General features: G+C 69.2%; 17 protein-coding genes. 10 read left to right on the top strand and 7 right to left on the bottom strand.

The features are described from left to right. Window positions 1-65 precede the first annotated feature (65 nt). Complete coding sequence (locus tag OUY22_RS17210; protein WP_270156003.1) at window positions 66-2,159, top strand: UvrD-helicase domain-containing protein; 2,094 nt, start codon at window positions 66-68, stop codon at window positions 2,157-2,159. Here OUY22_RS17210 and OUY22_RS17205 read toward each other — a convergent pair. Next, window positions 2,140-4,077, bottom strand: coding sequence for a DNA translocase FtsK (locus tag OUY22_RS17205; RefSeq protein ID WP_270156002.1), 1,938 nt, complete (start codon window positions 4,075-4,077; stop codon window positions 2,140-2,142). The genes OUY22_RS17210 and OUY22_RS17205 overlap by 20 nt on opposite strands. Window positions 4,078-4,197: 120 nt before the next feature. On the opposite strand from OUY22_RS17205, the gene OUY22_RS17200 reads away from it, so the two are divergent. After that, window positions 4,198-4,659: a very short patch repair endonuclease gene (locus OUY22_RS17200; protein WP_270156001.1), complete on the top strand. Its 462-nt coding sequence runs from the start codon at window positions 4,198-4,200 to the stop codon at window positions 4,657-4,659. A 30-nt stretch (window positions 4,660-4,689) separates the two neighbouring features. On the opposite strand, the gene OUY22_RS17195 is transcribed toward OUY22_RS17200, so the two are convergent. From OUY22_RS17195 to OUY22_RS17180, 4 genes are all read right to left on the bottom strand, one after another. Continuing rightward, window positions 4,690-5,223 carry an IS1096 element passenger TnpR family protein gene (locus OUY22_RS17195; protein ID WP_270155999.1) on the bottom strand — a complete coding sequence of 178 codons (534 nt, stop codon included), beginning with the start codon at window positions 5,221-5,223 and terminating at the stop codon, window positions 4,690-4,692. Between the two features lie 44 nt (window positions 5,224-5,267). Next, a complete protein-coding gene (locus tag OUY22_RS17190; RefSeq protein ID WP_270155998.1) occupies window positions 5,268-5,840 on the bottom strand; it encodes a hypothetical protein in 573 nt (190 codons plus the stop codon). Between the two features lie 66 nt (window positions 5,841-5,906). Beyond that, window positions 5,907-6,416: a hypothetical protein gene (locus tag OUY22_RS17185; protein ID WP_270155997.1), complete on the bottom strand. Its 510-nt coding sequence runs from the start codon at window positions 6,414-6,416 to the stop codon at window positions 5,907-5,909. Between the two features lie 15 nt (window positions 6,417-6,431). Beyond that, window positions 6,432-7,832 carry a S1 family peptidase gene (locus tag OUY22_RS17180; RefSeq protein ID WP_270155996.1) on the bottom strand — a complete coding sequence of 467 codons (1,401 nt, stop codon included), beginning with the start codon at window positions 7,830-7,832 and terminating at the stop codon, window positions 6,432-6,434. A gap of 189 nt (window positions 7,833-8,021) precedes the next feature. Between OUY22_RS17180 and OUY22_RS17175 the strand changes: the two genes are divergently transcribed. From OUY22_RS17175 to OUY22_RS17165, 3 genes are read left to right on the top strand one after another with little or no spacing between them, the layout of a single operon-like run. Next, window positions 8,022-8,840 (top strand): ABC transporter ATP-binding protein, encoded by an 819-nt coding sequence (locus tag OUY22_RS17175; RefSeq protein WP_270155995.1) that lies wholly within the window; start codon window positions 8,022-8,024, stop codon window positions 8,838-8,840. A gap of 11 nt (window positions 8,841-8,851) precedes the next feature. Then, window positions 8,852-9,829: an ABC transporter substrate-binding protein gene (locus OUY22_RS17170; protein WP_270155994.1), complete on the top strand. Its 978-nt coding sequence runs from the start codon at window positions 8,852-8,854 to the stop codon at window positions 9,827-9,829. Beyond that, a complete protein-coding gene (locus tag OUY22_RS17165) occupies window positions 9,826-11,904 on the top strand; it encodes an iron ABC transporter permease (protein WP_270155993.1) in 2,079 nt (692 codons plus the stop codon). Before OUY22_RS17170 ends, OUY22_RS17165 begins: the two co-directional genes overlap by 4 nt. Window positions 11,905-11,934: 30 nt before the next feature. Here OUY22_RS17165 and OUY22_RS17160 read toward each other — a convergent pair whose 3' ends face one another. After that, a complete protein-coding gene (locus OUY22_RS17160; RefSeq protein ID WP_270155992.1) occupies window positions 11,935-12,516 on the bottom strand; it encodes a TetR/AcrR family transcriptional regulator in 582 nt (193 codons plus the stop codon). A gap of 147 nt (window positions 12,517-12,663) precedes the next feature. Here OUY22_RS17160 and OUY22_RS17155 point away from each other — a divergent pair, with 147 nt between their 5' ends. The 3 genes from OUY22_RS17155 (at window position 12,664) to OUY22_RS17145 (ending at window position 15,363) form a co-directional block, all read left to right on the top strand. Then, on the top strand, window positions 12,664-13,869 hold the full coding sequence (locus OUY22_RS17155; RefSeq protein WP_270155991.1) for a cytochrome P450: 1,206 nt from the start codon (window positions 12,664-12,666) through the stop codon (window positions 13,867-13,869). Between the two features lie 26 nt (window positions 13,870-13,895). After that, window positions 13,896-14,093, top strand: coding sequence for a ferredoxin (locus tag OUY22_RS17150; protein ID WP_270155990.1), 198 nt, complete (start codon window positions 13,896-13,898; stop codon window positions 14,091-14,093). 88 nt (window positions 14,094-14,181) lie between these two features. Continuing rightward, window positions 14,182-15,363 (top strand): PAS domain-containing sensor histidine kinase, encoded by a 1,182-nt coding sequence (locus tag OUY22_RS17145; protein ID WP_270155989.1) that lies wholly within the window; start codon window positions 14,182-14,184, stop codon window positions 15,361-15,363. A 45-nt stretch (window positions 15,364-15,408) separates the two neighbouring features. Here OUY22_RS17145 and OUY22_RS17140 read toward each other — a convergent pair whose 3' ends face one another. Continuing rightward, the gene (locus tag OUY22_RS17140; protein WP_270155988.1) at window positions 15,409-16,386 is read right to left on the bottom strand and encodes a hypothetical protein; all 978 of its coding nucleotides are present in this window, start codon (window positions 16,384-16,386) and stop codon (window positions 15,409-15,411) included. Window positions 16,387-16,449: 63 nt separating this feature from the next. On the opposite strand from OUY22_RS17140, the gene OUY22_RS17135 reads away from it, so the two are divergent. Together OUY22_RS17135 and OUY22_RS17130 are read left to right on the top strand one after the other, a co-directional pair. Beyond that, complete coding sequence (locus OUY22_RS17135) at window positions 16,450-16,914, top strand: hypothetical protein (protein ID WP_270155987.1); 465 nt, start codon at window positions 16,450-16,452, stop codon at window positions 16,912-16,914. A 167-nt stretch (window positions 16,915-17,081) separates the two neighbouring features. Further along, window positions 17,082-17,643 (top strand): transposase family protein (locus tag OUY22_RS17130; protein WP_270155986.1); only part of this gene is annotated, 562 nt, incomplete at its 3' end.

Here is a 17,643-nt window from a genome sequence, read left to right as displayed (position 1 = left end):
GTAGCGTGACCTCCCGGCCCGATCACGAACGCTCGGGCCGGGAGCCGGACCATGAGGAGACGCGAGTGCCCCGCCTGGGAATCCACCAGGACTTCCTGCAGGACCTCATCCGGCTGGAACGTCCCATTCAGCAGAAGGTCGTCGAGACGATCTTCAAGTTCGAGCAGAGCTCGCACGCCGGTGCGCATTTGGAGAAGCTGAGCAATATTCGTGACGAGCGGTTCAAGAGCATCCGTATCGACCTCAAATACCGCGGCATCGTCCTGGCTCCGGAGTCCGGAGACGAGTTCATGCTGCTCCGCGTGGATTCTCACGATAAGGCCTATGAGTGGGTCAAGCACCGCCGCGTCTCTGTGAACATGGTCACCGGTTACATGGAGATTCGTGACGACGCGATCATCACCGACACGATCGAAGGGTTGAAGCACACTCAGGGCGAGACCACACGACCGCTGTTCGACCACATCTCGGACGCCGACATGGACCGGCTGGGCATCGACGACCAGATGCTCAAGTTCGCCCGGATGCTCACCGACGTGGCCATGCTCGAGGCGTTGGACGGCAAGCTCCCCCAGATTCAATACGACGTGCTTTTCGGTCTGGCCGCGGGCATGTCCCCAGAAGAGGTCTGGAACGACGTCGTCGGCGGCATCACGCACGAAGCGATCGATCCGGAGGACCTGGTGGCCGCCACACAGCGCATGCCCCACAAGGTCGCGCTGGTCGAAGGGCCCGAAGAGCTCATGGAACTGTTCGCCAAGCCTTTCGCCAGATGGCGGGTCTACCTGCATCCGTTGCAGCAAGAGGCCGCGTTTCGGTCGTACTCGGGTCCTGCTCAGGTGACCGGCGGACCCGGCACGGGCAAGACGGTGGTCGCTCTCCACCGTGCCCGGCATCTCGCTCGACAAGGTGGTCGAGTGCTGCTCACCACGTTCACCACGACGCTGACAAGGTCGCTTGCTGAATCGCTGAGATTACTGGAGACCGACGACGAGGTCCTGTCCCGCATCGACGTGCTCACCGTCGATCAGGTGGCCCGGCGGCTGGTCGACAGGCACATGGGAAAGTTCGCGCTGCTCCGTGGAGACGAGGAGAAGGAGATCTGGCGACGGATCATCCGGCGCCGGAGCCTGGACTTCACCGAGAAGTTCCTTCAGGAGGAATGGCGACAGGTCGTTCTCGCGCAGGAGATCACATCCTCCGACGCCTATCTGGATGCTCGCCGGATCGGGCGTGGCAGGCGACTCGGCCCGCTGCAGCGCGCCAAGGTCTGGCGAGCGATCGCCGAGTTCGAACAGGAACTGGCGGACAACAACTATCGTACGTTCGAGACGATCTGCGTCGAAGCCAGGCAGGTGCTATGCGAGTTGGACGCGCGACCGTACGACCACGTGATCGTGGACGAAGCGCAAGATCTTCATCCTGTGCGTTGGCGTGTTCTCCGGGACCTGGTCGCAGAGCGGCCGGATGACCTGTTCATCGCGAACGACACCCACCAGAGGATCTACGACAACCGCATCTCCCTGAACTCGGTCGGCATCCAACTGGCCGGACGGTCCACCAAGTTGAAGATCAATTATCGGACCACCGAGGAGATCCTCAGCTGGAGCTGCGCCATGCTGGCAGGCGAGAAGATCCTAGACCTCACCGGACAGCACACGACCCTGACGGGCTGCCGTTCGGAAGTACACGGAGCCGAGCCCGAACTCTATGGTGCGCCCACGAAGAGCGCCGAGCTCACGCATCTCGTCGAGATCGTGCAAGGTTGGCTCGACGCCGGAGTACGACCGGAGGAGATCGGCGTCGCGGCCCGCTCCGAAATGTTGGCCCAATCGGCGGCGGAAGCCCTCAACCGTACCGGCATCGATGCCGGCTATCTCTCTCGCGACAAGGACGGCGCGGAGGGACAGGTTCGAGCCACGACCATGCACCGCATGAAGGGCTTGGAGTTCCGTTGTGTCGCCGTGATCGGCGTGGGCGCCAATCAGGTGCCCTATGCGAACGCGGTCACACCACTGGAAGACGACGCGACCGCTCATGCGAACGACCTCCAGCGGGAGCGCTGCCTGCTTTTTGTCGCCGGCACGCGTGCCAGAGAACGCCTTCACATCTCCTGGCATGGGGCTCCGAGCCCCTTCCTCAACCTCGCCAGTAGGTGACGATCGCCGCGATCTCCTCGTCGGAGATCGCGGCGAGCCGGATCTCCTGCGGCTCACCACTCGTCGTCCGCAGGAACAGACCGTTGCCGAGCGCAAGGACCTCGGCTCCAGGCCGGTTGATGACCCGGATGCTCTCATCGGCCGTGGCCATGGAAAGGGCGAGTCTTGCTGGGAAGTATCCCTTGACGCGGCTGTTCAGCACGATCTCGGATGGACGGGCCGTACGCGCGACCACATGAATGCCGACCGCGCGTCCTTCCCGGGCCAATTCGACGACAGCGTCCTGATCGTCGATGTCCGCCAGTTCGTCGATGACCACCACCACGTCCGGGTGCGCACGCTCGGTGTCACCCAATGCGGCGATCGGCATGGGAGCCCTCTCGTCGCGCACCTCACGATTGAACTGTTCGACGTCACGGCATCCAGACCGCTCCAGATCCCCATAGCGGCAGCCCAGTTCGGCAACCGCCCACGTGAGCGGATTCCCCATGGCCTCTTGGACGACATGGGGAAGATCGAAGAACTGATTCCACCGACCGACCATGATCAGTCGACAGCGCTTCGGCTTGTGCTTCACCGCGAGTGAGGCGACGATGCTCCTGATCGGGTCGAAACGTCCGCCATTCCCTCCGATCAGCACGTGCCTCTCCTCGTTGAGGTCGAGGTAAACGGAAGTTTCATCGCCAGCCCGCCCGAGGCCGGCGAGCAAGGAGTCGTCTGGAGCCTGTCGAAGGATGTCACCCAAGCTGAGGAGTTCGGGCACCCGGTGTGGAACCTCCACACCGATCGCCATAGAGCCTGGCAACGGTGATGTCGACCGTTCCATGAGAACGAGGCGGACCCCGTCGCGCTTCGCGGCCTGGACGATCTGCCCGGCCAACTCAAGGACCGCAGTCGCCTCCGTCGTGGGGCCGAGCCTGACCTCGAACCGAGTCAGTACCGGCGTACGGATGTATCCGGCGACCTTGGCATCGACTAATGCCTTCTTCAGGATCTGATCTATCTTCTTGGCCATGGCGTCATCGGCATCGGTGTGCTTGCGCTCGGGGATGCCCGATCGCAGCAGTCGATCGGGAGGAAGTCTCTCGATCTTCGTGCTGGACTTCCGACCCTCCGGACGCATAGCACGCAGACGCTCGGCCACCTCCTCCGCCGACTGGGGGCGATCCTCTGGCTTCTTGGCTAGGAGCCAGAGGATGAGCTCCTCCAGAGGCGACGGGATATCGCCGCGGATAGCGCTGGGCGGAGTGGGCTTCTCCGTGGCATGCCGGTGCATCAACTGCCACACGCTCCCGTCGAACGGCGTTTCACCGGTGGCCATCTCGTAGAGCACGCACCCCAAGGAGTACAGGTCACTGCGTTCGTCCGGCTCGCCCTCGCTCTGTTCCGGTGCCATATAGGCCGGCGTGCCCACCTGCAGGGTGGCCTTTCCTGAGTCGACGGCCCGCGCGATGCCGAAGTCACAGATCTTCGGTCGGTCGCCGGACAGAAGCATGATGTTCGCGGGCTTGATGTCGCGGTGGATGACCTTGTTCGCGTGCGCGACACCGAGCGCCTCTGCCAACCGGGCGCCGATGTTCACGACCCGCTCGCTCGGAAGGCCGTTCAGATGCCGGGAAAAAACCTTCATCAGGTTCGGGCCATCGAGGAGTTCCATAACGAAGAACAGCCGTCCGTCGTCCTCATCGGCGTCATGGATGACGACGATGCCGGGATGCTGTAGTCGGCCGCACAGGACGGGCTCCGCGCGGAATCGCTCGACACGTCGGGGATCCGGATCCCTCTCGTATGGAAAGACTTTAACCGCCACTTCCCGGTCAAGGCGCAGGTCAACGGCTTTCCACACCACGCCCATCCCGCCGGCACCAAGCTTCTTCACCAAGCGATACCGACCAGCCAGCGTCTCCCCCTCTCGCATCCGTCACTCCACCCCTACCTGTCTCGATCACAGAGCTATGGCGATGCTCTATCACGACTCACTGTTCGGGGCGAGCCGGGACGTCAATTAGCACGGCCGCATCTCGCTACCGTAGGTCGTATGGCAGTCCAGAGGCCGACCCGCGCGTCCAGTGAGGGCGCCCGCAAGAGCATGCAAGCCAACCGCGGGCGGGACACCAAGCCCGAGCTCGCCCTCCGACGAGCAGTCCACGCGCTGGGCCTCAGGTACCGCGTCTCCATCCGCCCGCTGCCCAGCATCCGTCGAACCGCCGACCTCGTCTTCACGCGGGCCAAGGTGGCGGTCTTCATGGACGGCTGCTTCTGGCACGGCTGTCCCGAGCATCACACCAAGTCGGCCACCAACGCCGAGTACTGGGCCGAGAAGGTCCGAAGAAACAGAGAGCGCGACGCCGAAACGGATCGACTTCTGACGGAAGCCGGCTGGAGAGTGATTCGTATATGGGAACACGACACTCCTGAGGCCTCCGCCAACGTAATTGCGGCAGAAGTCCATGGGCGATCGTCAATGGTCAACGGATCGTCACAGTTGTTCGACACTTGAAACGGGCTGACGTGGTGGGCCCGTTCTCTTCTACCGACCCCACCAGGGCAGGATCGGCGGCAGGTCGCTCAAGCGGCGCGGAGCTGGTGGGGCCGGGCTCTCGCCGTCGTCGCCGTTCCACCGCCTGCCGTACTGGTCCGGGATCGTCCCCCATCCCCAGTACGGCGTCGGTCGCGTGGGGACTACCCCCAGGACCTCCTCCGGATCCACCCGCTTCTCCTCGACAGTGCACAAGTGCTGCCAGTCGTCGCCGAGGTCGAAGACGTAGGCGAACTGCTCGCCCGGCTGCAACCGGCTCAGCTTCACGCGGTCGCCGTCGAGCATGCCCTCGGGCTCGTCCCCACCCCACCACGTGAGCGGGCTGATCGTGGTCCCGTCGGCAAGGGTGAACATGTGCAGGTGGCTGCGGTCCCAGCGGGCGAAGGCGTCGTCGATCGCGGTCGCGAGGTCGTGGAAGGTGGTCGCGCGGGCCGCCGCGAAGATCCGTCCGGGCCGCGGCCAGAGGTCCGGCGCGTGCATGCCACTGACCAGCTCTACCCTGATCGACAAGTGTGTTCTCGCCATGGCCTCCATCTTTCACGAGGAGCGGCCCTCTCGTTGCCCAGCGGTCACCCGCCCGGCCCGACCTTGTTGTTCGGAGCCCCGTCCCCGATGGTCGGCAGGTCGCCGCGCTCGACCGGGCTGCGCCATGGTGTCGGCGACCCGGTCACGGCCGCCTGGCGGGCGCCGGCTATGGCCGTCTTCAGCGTCTCCCGGTTCACGTCGGTGAGCTTCCCGGCCAGGAGGAGAAAGGCGTCACCTCTGATGGCGACGTACTCATGACGCCCGGCAGCCTCCCGATACCAGCCGACCTCGTCACGCGCGCACCGTACGGGCGCATCGACCGGCTCGGCGTCGGTGACGGGCCGCTCCTCGCAGACCTCGTCGTCGAAGACGCCGCGGTCGACGCGGAGTTGCACCTGTTTGCCGTCCGGTGAGACGTAGAAGGCCCCGAACCCGTCCTCGCCGACCCCGCCGACGGACTGCTCCTGTAACTCGAAACCCGGCAGATCCACGACGTAGATCAGCTCCGGAGCGGTACCGTGGCGGAGGGCCTGGTCGATGGCGGCCTGGCTGAGAGCGCCTTGCGTACCGCAGGCGGACACGGCGAGGATCGCGGCCAGGAACGATGCCTTCTTCATGGCGCTCCCCCGGCTGAGTACACGCCCTCGAACATACTGCGGCGAGCCGTCCCGAGCCCAGGGCGCCTAGTGATCCCACCGGGGCAGCTCAGCCGGTGCGGATTCAGAGGGACGGAGCGTGACGGCCGGGTCGTCCGGGGGCAGGGGCCGCTGGTCCGGGGTGATGAAGACGTAGGCGCGGTTCGGTGGAACGCATGCGTCAGGCAGGTCGAGGTGGTCGAAGCCGTCGGTGGTGTGGGGTGCGTACGAGTCCCCGTACAGCCGCTCGCCTTCCAGGATCGTGCCGGCGTAGGGCACCTCGACGCCGCGCTTCCCCTGCCGCATCACCGGCTTGCTCCCGGCGGGCCAGACCGGGGCCGCGACTTCCCCTTGGTAGCCGCTCTCCAAGGTCATGGTGAGGCACTTGCTCCGGGCGTCGTAGCCGAGGATTCCGGGGATACTCATCTGAAGGCTGATGTCCTGCTCGACGTCGACGATGATGCGCGGATCCCGGCCGACGAACGTGGGCTTGTCCGGGCCCCCTCCGCAGGCCTCGACCACCAGGAGGAGGAGCATCGCACCGATGGTTGCCTTCATGCCAGGTTCGCCTCCTCAGCGCTGGTAGACGAACACGCCGAACATGCGCAGCTGGTGGACCGGCGTGAACGTGCCCCACGTATGCGGCGGGGTGCGCGAGCCGCCGTGGTGGATGCCGTACGCCGTGTTCCCGTAGTACCAGGGGCCGCCGCTGTCTCCCCTATCGGAGAAGTTCCGCTCTCCGTCCGCCATGACGAGATGCTCGTACGTCACGCGCTGTCTCTCGTTGTAGTACGAGTAGTCGCGGTCGGAGACCTGGCCGCAGTGCTTCCCGGTGACTCTGCCGAAATGACAGATCTGGCTGCCGACTCCAGGGGCGAAGGCGGAGCTGTCGTCGACGTATCGCTTGCGGTTCTTCGCGTAGTAGAACGTGCGCGTCGCGGTCATCGATCCGCGGGTGTACAGCGCGATGTCGCCTCTTCCGCCCTGATGCTTGATCACGCTCCGGACCACGGTGGAGCCGCCGTCCCGGCTGTGGTTGTAGTACGTGTAGGTCGGCCGGACGGTGCAGTGCCCCGCGGTGGAGATCGCCTGCTTCGCCGAGGCGTGGTAGTTGACCACGAAACCTACCGTGCACCCTTCGTCGAGCAGGCCACCCCCGCGGATGTACTTGTCCTGCGGCTCGATGTCCAGCTCGTCCACGACCTTGACGTCGATCCGGATTTCGCTGTCCGCCGGCAGTGTGGACCTGGCCACCTCGCCGAGATCCTGCCTGACCTCCTGCGTGGTCGCCTCCGCCTCGACCTCGATGCTGACGGTGCCCTTCTCGGCATCGAACGACGCGCCCACGTCGCCTGTCCCAGCGCGCCCGGTCACGGCTTTCAGCGCCTTGGTACGCGCCGCCTCCACCTCCCGCTCGGAGAAGCCGGTCTCTCCGACGAGGTCCACCGCGACCGGCAGCGTTCTGGCCAGCGTGATCGCCCGCGGCGGGATCGGGCCTTTGAAGGCGAGGCGTGCGCCGCGTCCGTCCTGGGACATGGAGGTGGCGGTGATCTCGTCCGGGTACGCCTGCCGCAGCGTGTCGGTCACCTTTCTGAAGGCGGGCTGCCACCCGTACCTGTCGATCGCCTGCTTGTGCGTGATGCCTTCGGCCTCGGCCACGTCTTCGAGGTCGACGAGTTCGGCGAGCGGCAGGTCGTCGATCTTGAAGTAGGGCAGCGTGGCGGCGTCGGTGCCGTGTCCTGTCACCTCGGTCACGTGCTCGTCTATCGCCTGGGCCAGGGTGACTCCACGCTGTTCCGCGAGAGCCACCAGCTTGTCGAGCGTCGGCCGTTCCGGCTTGGGTTGCGTGTCCGCGCTCAGATGGATCCTGGCCGACCGCGACGCGGCGTCGGAGGTGAGGGCCGCGGATGCGACGGCGGCGGGTATGAGGGCCAGCGCGATGGTGGCGCGTAACGCCATGGTGGGTCGTGGCACGGGAACCTCCACGTACAGTCCTCGCCGCCGCGATCGGTCAGCGAGGAGTACGGGTTCGATGGATGCCCAGGTTCAACCCGCGGAGGTCGCCATGGGGCCGGTATGCCGAGCCGGTCTGGTCCATGAGAAGGCTTCACAGAGGGCATCCCCCTGTAGCGCGATTAGCAAGGTTAGCCTAACCTTATTCCCATGACCGAGGAGATCTCCCTCCGCGGGGCGGAGCTGTGCCTCAGCTATCACGGCGCCACCGTGGTGCGCGACGGCCGGATCGCCCTGCGGCCTGGCCACGTGACCGCGCTGGTGGGCCCCAACGGCAGCGGCAAGTCCACGCTGCTGCGCGCGCTCGCCCGGCTGCACCGGCCCGACAGCGGCGCGGTGACGCTCGGCGACGGCGCCGACGCGCTGGGGCTGTCGGCGCGCGACTTCGCCTGCCGGGTGACGCTGCTGGCGCAGAGCCGGCCCACGCCCGGCGGGGTGCGGGTGTCGGACGTCGTCGGGTACGGGCGGCACCCGTACCGCAAGCGCTGGAAGGCGGCGGATCCTGACGGGGCCGCCGCTGTGGCGCGGGCGATGGAGCTGACCGGCGTGACGGCGATGGCCGAGCGGCCGGTCGACGAGCTGTCCGGCGGCGAGCTGCAGCGCGTCTGGCTGGCCACCTGCCTGGCGCAGGACACCGGCGTCCTGCTGCTGGACGAGCCCACCACGTTCCTCGACCTCCGCTATCAGGTGGAGCTGCTGGAGCTGATGCGCGACCTGGCCGACGAGCACGGCGTGGCGATCGGGGTCGTGCTGCACGACCTCAACCAGGCCGCCGAGATCGCCGACCACGTCGTCCTGCTCCATCAGGGGCGGGTCCGCGCCGAGGGGCCGCCCGCGCAGGTCCTCACCGAGGACCTGCTCAGTGACACGTACGGGATCCGCATCGAGGTCAGCCACGACCCGGTGAGCGGGACCGTGACCACCCGGCCGATCGGCCGGCACAGCAAGAGCGTTCACGCGACGACATGACAGGAACCACCATGCGCAGTGCCCTGACGGCCATCGCGGCCATCGCCCTTCTCGCCGCCTGCGGCACGACCGAAGCACCCGTACCCGAGCAGGCGGCGTCGGCGAGCGCGGAGCCGTCGGCGGGCCCCGTGACCGTGACCGACAGCCGGGGCAAGGAGGTCAAGCTCGACCAGCCGGCGACCCGGGTCGTGAGCCTGGAGTGGGCCGAGACCGAGATCCTGGCCAGTCTGGGTGTCATGCCGGTGGGCGCGGCCGACGTGAAGGGGTTCGCCGTCTGGGACACCGCCGTCAAGCTCGACCCCTCGGTGCAGGACGTCGGCATGCGGCAGGAGCCCAGCGTCGACTCGATCAGCGCGCTCGACCCCGACCTGGTGGTCATGGAGTCCGACGACGTCGAGCTGGCCGCCCAGCTGGAGAAGTTCGTGCCGGTGCTGGTGGCCAAGGGCAGCGACGCCACGCGCAACCTGGAGCGGATGCGCGAGGACGTCACCATGATCGCGACGGCGGTCGGCAAGACCGACGAGGGCGCCAAGCTGCTGAGCGACTTCGACGCGGCGCTGGCCGACGGCAAGGCGAAGATCGAGGCCGCGGGCGGCGCCGGCAAGCCGTTCGTGATGGCCGACGGGTGGAAGCAGGGCAGCTCGATCTCGATCCGCCTGTTCGGGAAGGGCTCGCTGGTGTCCGAGATCGGCGGCCGGCTCGGGCTGGAGAACGCCTGGAAGGGCGAGGTCGACAAGCAGTGGGGCCTGGGCACCACCGACGTCGAGGGCCTGACCGTGCTCAAGGACCCCGACACCCGCTTCTTCTACAACGCCTCCGACGGCGCGGACGTCTTCGCCGACGGGCTGGCCAAGAACGCCATCTGGAAGTCGCTGCCGTTCGTGGAGAAGCAGCAGGTCACCCGGATGCCCGACGGCATCTGGACGTTCGGCGGGCCGCTCTCCGCCCAGCAGTACGCCGACGCGCTGGTCAAGGCGTTCACCGGTTGAGCACCGAAGTCCTGACCCCGTCGGTGCCCGACACGCCGCTGCGGCGGCTGGGCACCGCCGGGGTCTTTCTCCTGGCCTTGGCGGCCGTCGTCCTGGTGGCCGCCGTGCACGTGACGCAGGGCACCTCCTCGGTCGGCGCGCTCGACCTGCTGGCGCTGCCGTTCGGCGGCAGCGACGAGGCGGCCCGGGTGCTGCTGGCCTCGCGGCTGCCGCGGCTGCTGGCCGGGGTCTGCGTGGGCGTCGCGCTGGGCGTGGCGGGCGCGCTGCTGCAGGCGATCGCGCGCAACGCGATGGCCTCGCCGGACACGCTGGCCGTCAGCGCGGGCGCCTACCTGGCGGTCGTCGCGGGCAGCGTGGTCGGGCTGACGCTGCCGGTGCCGGTCTCCGGCGCGCTGGCGCTGATCGGCGGCCTGGCCGCCGCCGCGCTGGTGCTGGCGCTGTCGTCGGGCGGGCGTACGGGGACGACGCGGCTGATCCTGGCCGGGACGGCCACCGCGCTGGCGTTCAGCTCGCTGACGAACCTGCTCATGATCCTGTTCGAGCAGGAGACGACCGGGCTGTTCGCGTGGGGCAGCGGCTCGCTCGTCCAGACCGACCTGAACGCGGTCACGCAGCTCGGGCCGGTGATCGCGGTGGGGCTGGGCGCGGCGGTGCTGGCCGGGCCGCGGCTGGACATCCTCGGCCTGGGCGACGACACCGCCACCGTGCTCGGGGTGAACGTGCCTCGGCTGCGCCTGTGGCTGACCATGCTGGCGGTGCTGCTGGCGGCGTCGGCGGTGACGATCGCGGGGCCGATCGGGTTCGTCGGGCTGTGCGCGCCGGTGATCGTGCGGCTGCTCCCCCGGTCGATCCCCGGCCTGCACAGGAGCCGGACGATGCTGCCGCTGGCGGGGCTGGTCGGCGTGCTGGTCGTGCTGGGGTCCGACATCGCGCTGCGGGCCGTGCTGGGCGCGCAGGCGGGGGTGGAGGTGCCGCCGGGCGTGGTGACCACCGTGTTCGGCGCGGCGGTGATGATCTGGCTGGCGCGTCGCTACCGTGACGCGGGCCCGACCCGCCGGCCACCGGAGGCGCGCACGGGCGCGTCGCGGTCTCGGGGGGCCTTCCTGGCCGTGGTCGCGGCCGGTGTGGTGCTCCTGGTGGGGGCGCTGGTGCTGGGGCTGCTCGGCGGTGACCGGTGGCTGCTGACCGGCGACGTGGTCAACTGGCTGCAGGGGCGCAGCGGGCGGGCGCTGACGTTCGTGCTCGACCAGCGGTGGCCCCGGGTCGCGGCCGCCGCGCTGGCCGGGGTCGCGCTGGCCGTGGCGGGGGCCGCGGTGCAGGCCGTGTGCCGCAACCCGCTGGCCGAGCCCGGCGTGCTGGGCGTGACGGCCGGGGCGGGGGTCGGCGCGATCACGCTGCTCACGCTGGCGCCGATGGCCGGGATCTGGACGATGTCGGCCGCGGCGGGCGCGGGCGCGCTGATCGCCTTCGCCGTGGTCTACGGGCTGTCGTGGCGTGGCGGGCTGAGCTCGGACCGGCTGGTGCTGATCGGGGTCGGCGTGCAGTACGCGTGCACGTCCATCATCGTCCTGATCATCGTGCTGTCCGACCCGTGGAACACGGCCAAGGCGCTGACCTGGCTTTCCGGCTCCACGTACGGGCGCGTACCGGCGCAGCTCATCCCGGTGGCGCTGGCGCTCGTGGTCACGGTGCCGCTGCTGGTCTGGCTGCGCCGGGACCTCGACCTGCTCTCGCTGGACGAGGACACGCCGCGGGTCCTGGGCGTGCCGCTGGAGCCGGTGCGGCTGACCGCGCTCGCCTGCGCGGTGCTGCTCACGTCCACGGCCGTGTCGGCGGTGGGGGTCGTCGGCTTCGTCGGGCTGGTCGCCCCGCACGCGGCGCGCGCCCTGGTCGGGGCGCACCACAACCGGGTGCTGCCGGTGGCGGCGCTGCTCGGCGCGCTGCTGGTCAGCCTGGCCGACACGCTCGGCCGTACGGTGATCGCGCCGGCGCAGGTGCCGGCGGGGCTGGTGACGGCGCTGATCGGCACGCCGTACTTCGTCTACCTGCTGTGGCGGGCCCGGCCCTCCACCTGACCAGGGCGTCGCGCGTTCGGGGGCGCGGCCTCAGCCGCGCGGGGGCCAGAGGGCCGCGATCAGGGGCCAGGTGCGGGCGGCCATCTCGGCCGGGGTGTGGGGGCGGCCGCGCTGCAGCCAGTCGGCGGCCACGCCGATGAGGGCGCCGGCGGTGAAGGCGGCGGGGACGTGGTGCTCGTCCGGATCGTCCGCGCGCAGGTGGGCCTGGATGGCCGCGATGCTGCGGCGGCGGATGTGGTCGGACACGCGGGCGCTGCCCTGCGGCCCGAGCAGGGCGCGGTAGAGGCCGGCGTGCTCGGCGAGGCTGGTGAAGAACTCCTCCAGCGACCGGATCGCCTCCGGCCCGGGGTCGGCGGCGCCCGGGCAGGGGCTGGGCAGCGACCCGAGCAGCTTGTCGATCATCGTGGTGCAGGCGGCCTCGGCCAGCTCGTGGACGTCGCGGTAGTGGTCGTAGAAGGTCGAGCGGCTCACCCCGGCGAGCTGGGCCACGTCGGCGACGGTGACCCGGGGCAGGTCGCGCTCCTCGACGAGCTGGATCAGCGCCCGGGCCAGGGCGGCCTGGGTGCGGCGCACCCGGCGGTCGCCGGGGACGTTGACGGAGGGCAGAGCCACGGATTCCACTGTTCTTTCGGGCTACATTTGAAGGCTTTCCTACATCTGTAGGGTAACGTGCGAAGGAGGATGAGAGGAAGGACCGTCATCCAGCTGAGACAGCGGGAACTCGCCTGAACGGAACCATCCCAACAGAGGAGAAGCCGAATGAAGCAGGACCTGAGCTACCCCATCCCCAGCGACGCGGCGCTGGAGCCGCCCGCGGAGTGGGCCGAGCTGCGCGGCGAGTGCCCGGTGGCCCGCGTGAAGCTGCCCAGCGGTGACCAGGCGACGCTGCTGACCAGGTACGAGGACGTCAAGCAGGTGCTCGCCGACCCGCGCTTCACCCGGCTGCTCACCGCGCCCGACGCCGCCCGGCTGTCGGCCACCGACGACGGCGGGCTGTTCAACAGCGAGATGGCGCAGATCCTCCCCGACGGCGGCGAGGAGCACCTGCACTGGCGGCGCCTGGTCGGCAAGTGGTTCACCGCCAAGCGGATGGCCGCGCTGCGGCCCGCGATGGCGGAGATCGCCGAGCGGCTCATCGACGACATGGTCAAGCGGGGCGCGCCCGGCGACCTGCGCGCCGACCTGGGCTTCCCGCTGCCGGTGTACGTGATCTGCGACATGCTGGGGGTGCCGGCCGAGGACCGGGAGCGGTTCTCGTACTGGTCCGACACGCTGCTCAACCTGACCCGGTACGAGAAGGCCGAGGTCGAGGCCGCCCAGCACGAGTTCTTCCAGTACATGTCGGCCCACCTCACGGCCAAGCGCGCCGAGCCGGGCGACGACCTGCTGAGCGAGCTGCTCGCGGCCGGCGGCCCGGAGCAGGGCGGGCTGTCGGAGATCCAGGTGCTGGTCACCGGGATGGCGCTGCTGGTGGCCGGGCACGAGACCACGGCCAACATGATCGGCAAGATGGTCGCCATGCTGCTGGCCGACCGCACCCGGTGGGAGCGGCTGCTGGAGGACCCGTCGCTGATCCGTACCGCGGTGGAGGAGTCGCTGCGGATGGACGCCAACTCCGGCTTCGGCCTGCCGCGGTACCTGTCCGAGGGGATCGAGGTCGGCGCCACGGCGCTGCCGCGCGGCACCACCGTGGTGTGCAGCATGGCCGCGGCCAACCGCGACGAGAGCGTCTTCGACGCGGCCGGCGAGATGGACCTGGCCCGCAAGCCCAACCCGCACCTGGCGTTCGGCGCCGGCGCGCACTCCTGCCTGGGCCAGGCGCTGGCCCGCACCGAGCTGCAGGTCGTGCTGGAGGTGCTGCTGCGCAGGCTCCCGTCGCTGGAGCTGGCCGTGAGCCCGGCCGAGCTGGAGCGGGTGGAAGGGCTCGCCGTCGGCGGCCTGCGCACGGTCCCGGTCCGCTGGTGATCCCGAATCCGAGAGAGGAGTCCGCCATGAAGGTCATCGTCGACGAGGACCGCTGCTGCGGCGCAGGTCAGTGCGTGCTGCTCGCGCCGCAGGTGTTCGACCAGCGCGAGGAGGACGGCATCGTCGTGCTGCTGAACGCCGAGCCTGACGAGGGGCGGCACGCCGTGGTCCGCGAGGCGGCCGCCGTCTGCCCGGGGGCCGCGATCGAGGTCCAGGAGGGGTAGCCGCCTCGGGTGCCGTTTCCCGCACTGCTTCCTCGTTTCCGCAGCTTGAGCGGTATTTCGGGGTAGGTGAGGGTGTGGGGGATGCCTGATGGGGGACGCGCTCGACTACGCGGCGGTGTTCAACGTGACGCCGACGCCTTGCACGGTGGTGACGCCGGATCTGACCATCGTGGCGGTCAACGACGCCTGCCTGAGGACGACCCACCTCAGCCGGCCGGACGTGATCGGGCGGTCCGTCCTGACCGCCTTCTCCAGTCCCCCGGCCTTCGTGGAAACCCTGCGCGCCTCGCTGGAGCACGTGGCGCGCACCGGGACCGTGGACGTCGTCCCGCTGCTGCGGCACGACATCGAGTCCGGCCGGCGGGGCGCGTACGAGGAACGCTACTGGACGCTGGTGCACGTGCCGGTCTTCGGCCGGGACGGCGAGCTGAGCTGGATCGTCTGCTGGGCCGAGGACGTGACGGCCCTGATGGAGGACACGCCGCCGGTCGGCGAGCCCGGCGAGCCTGAGGCGCATCTCTACTATCGCGCCCGCGACCTGCTGGAGCTCAGCACCCGGCTGAAACGCGCTTACCGGCAGGAGCAGCGGACCGTGTCGGCGCTGCACGAGGCCATCGAGCACCAGCAGAGGTTCCTGTTCGACGCCACGCACGACCTGCGCAACCCGATCACCGGGCTGATGACCGAGCTGGAGGTCGCGCTCACCGAGCCGGAGGCGGACCTGCGCCCGGTCCTGCACAAGCTGCGCCGCGACGTCGAACGGCTCGACGACATCGTCGCCGACCTGCTGGTCCTGGCCCGCCTCTACACGGCGACGCCGCCGGCGACCGACCGCGTAGACCTGGCCCGGCTGGTCATGGAGGAGCTGGAGTCGCACCCGCCGAGCGTGGAGGTGGTCACCCGGCTGGACTCCGGCGTGGTGGTCCGGGCCTCGCGGGTCAGGCTCGCCCGGGTCCTGTCCAACCTCGTCGCCAACGCCGAGCGGCACACCACGAGCAGGATCGAGATCGTCGTCCGGGCCGAGCCGCCGTCCGCCTTCCTGGAGGTCGTCGACGACGGGTCCGGCATCGCGCCGGAGGACCGGGAGAAGATCTTCCAGCGCGCGTACCGGGGCCTCGACGCGCGCACGCGGGACCCCGGCGGGTCCGGCTTCGGCCTGGCGATCGGCCGGGAGATCGCCCAGGCGTACGGGGGCGACCTGTACGCCGCCGACCAGCCCGGCGGCGCTCGCCTGGTGATGCGGCTTCCGCTGGCGCCCGGGACGGGCTGAGGCGGGCTGGTCATCCCGCGAATGCCCCGCTTGATGTCCGGTGCCTCATGAGGCGGTCAGGGCCTGGAGGTCACCCCGGACCAGCATCTGGTTGGCGAACATCGCGTTCGCGGTGCCGTTCAGGGTCAGGACGGCCCGCAGCACGGTGTGATCGTCCGAGCTGACCCGGTCGTGAGTGATCTCCGGGGCGTGCTTTCCCCACGTCCCGCCGTTACTCATACTGCCTGCCGGGGTGAGGCGGGTCGTCAGGGCGCGTTCGACGCCGGCGGCCGCGGACGCCGCCGGCAGCACGCAGATGACGTTGACGGGCCGGTCGTTCAGGTCGGCCGGACGACGCACCCCCACGCCGTACAGCGTGACAGTCCCGCCGGGAGGTGACGGGGCCATCATCGTGGCCGCGGCGACGTCGCCGAGACAGGCGGCCACGGCCGCGTACGCCGGCTTGTCGGCCAGTGTGGCCTCCCCGTCCAGAGCGGTCGTGAGCACGTCGGGGGTCGAGGCCGCGGCCACCAGGGAGTCGGTGACCACAACCTGGTTGAGCTGGTTGGTCACGCCGGGGACGATCGCCCGGGCCAGGTCGATCTCGGCGCCGGGGAAGAACGAGAGCCCTTCGTGGCCGCCCATCTCACGAGGCTTGGCGCCGAGGGCGGCCAGCTTCTCACGTACGGCGTCCGCATCGACGTCACCGTCGAACCGGAACGCCTGCTGCGGAGGCAGGCCGATCGAGATCGCCCGCGTAGCGGCGCTGGGAGTCATGCCCGTGGCCTCCGGCAGGGCCTCCGCGACAGGGGCGAGACCGCCCAGGCCGGAGTGCGCCGCGCCCAGCCAGCGGCGAGCCTCGTCGGCACCCGCCTTGCCACCCAGGTCACGCCACCAAGCCGGTTCGCCGTATTCGAAGTACGCGGCGGCGGGCCCCTCGCCGGAGACGGCGGCCATCGCGTCCATCAGGCCTCCTTCGCCGGCAGGCTGCCCGCATCCAGTCAGGACCAGCAGCGCTGTCAGCGTCGCGCTCACTTTTCGCATGGGCGCGAGCTTAGAGGGCGTGCCTGGATCGCGGCTGAATCCCGGCCGAACACGACCTCGAGCGTGGTCGCTCCCTCCGTCGGCGTCGACGTGGTGACACGCATCTGGGCCGGCCCCCACGCCGACGGCTGGACACACGTCCTCACCATCAGCGGCCCACCCCCGGTGATCAACGGCCTGACGGAAGCGGGCCTGCGTTTCCTCCAGATTCGCACCATGGATGCCCTGGTCTACGACCTTCTCTACAGCGACGGCGTCGCCACCGCCTGGGCGACCCAGCGCTGGTACGGAGAGGTCACTGCGGACCCCGGCTCCATGCTCGAGCCCTACCTCCGCGAAGTCGGCCGACCGGTGATGCCGGAGGCCGCGCACTCCGGATCCTGGATCACCGAACCCGAGAACCACGGACGGGTCTGCCTGGAGACCTATCTTTTCCTCGCCGGGCGCATGAGCGGCCGATTCATCGACCGTGGATGGCTGAGCGAGAAAAGGCACCTCTACACCGTTACGCCCGTCGCGGGAACCTGACGGAGCCGATGATCGCGCTGTTGACCATTGAGCCTTTGTCGGTAAGGATCAGTAGCTGTGCGTAGTGGAATGGTCGCCCCCGGCATGCCACAGCGGTGATCGGCAAGCGTAAAGCCCCTGGTAGAAGTGGTCTTGTCTAGAGATCAACTTCGAGCCAGAGGCTTCACGTGTCCACCAGTGTCACATACCCGGCGACCCTCGATGTCCGCCGGGAGACCGTGCTGTTCCTGTCCGCCCTGCTGCACGCCGAACGCCGCCGGCGGGGCACCCGCCGTGGCCGCCGAGCGCTCGGCTGCTTCGCCCAGGCCGTCCTCATCCTGCGCTGGTTCACCGACGGCACCCGGATCAGGCAACTAGCCACCGACAACAACATCGGCAGCAAGACCGCCTACCGCTACCTGCACGAGGGCATCGACGTCCTCGCCGCCCACGCGCCCGATCTGAACCAAAACGCGGGCCTGACCCACGTCAACCTCGACGGCATCGTCATCGCCACCGACCGTGTCGCCACCCCCGGCCCCAACGGCGCCGACCTGTGGTGGTCCGGCAAGCACAAGCACCACGGCGGCAACATCCAGGTCATCTCCGCTCCCGACGGATGGCCGCTGTGGGTCTCAGACGTACGACCCGGCCGCGAACACGACATGACCCGCACCCGCACCCGCACCCGCACCCACGAGATCGTCCCCGCTCTGGCCGCGGTCCGCTCCAGCCTCCCGACCCTGGCTG

The sequence above is a fragment of the Nonomuraea corallina genome (assembly GCF_027620315.1).
Taxonomy (GTDB): Bacteria; Actinomycetota; Actinomycetes; order Streptosporangiales; family Streptosporangiaceae; genus Nonomuraea; species Nonomuraea corallina.
The sequence above is the reverse complement of the archived record's forward strand: the minus strand, read 5'-3'. Positions and strand labels throughout refer to the sequence as shown.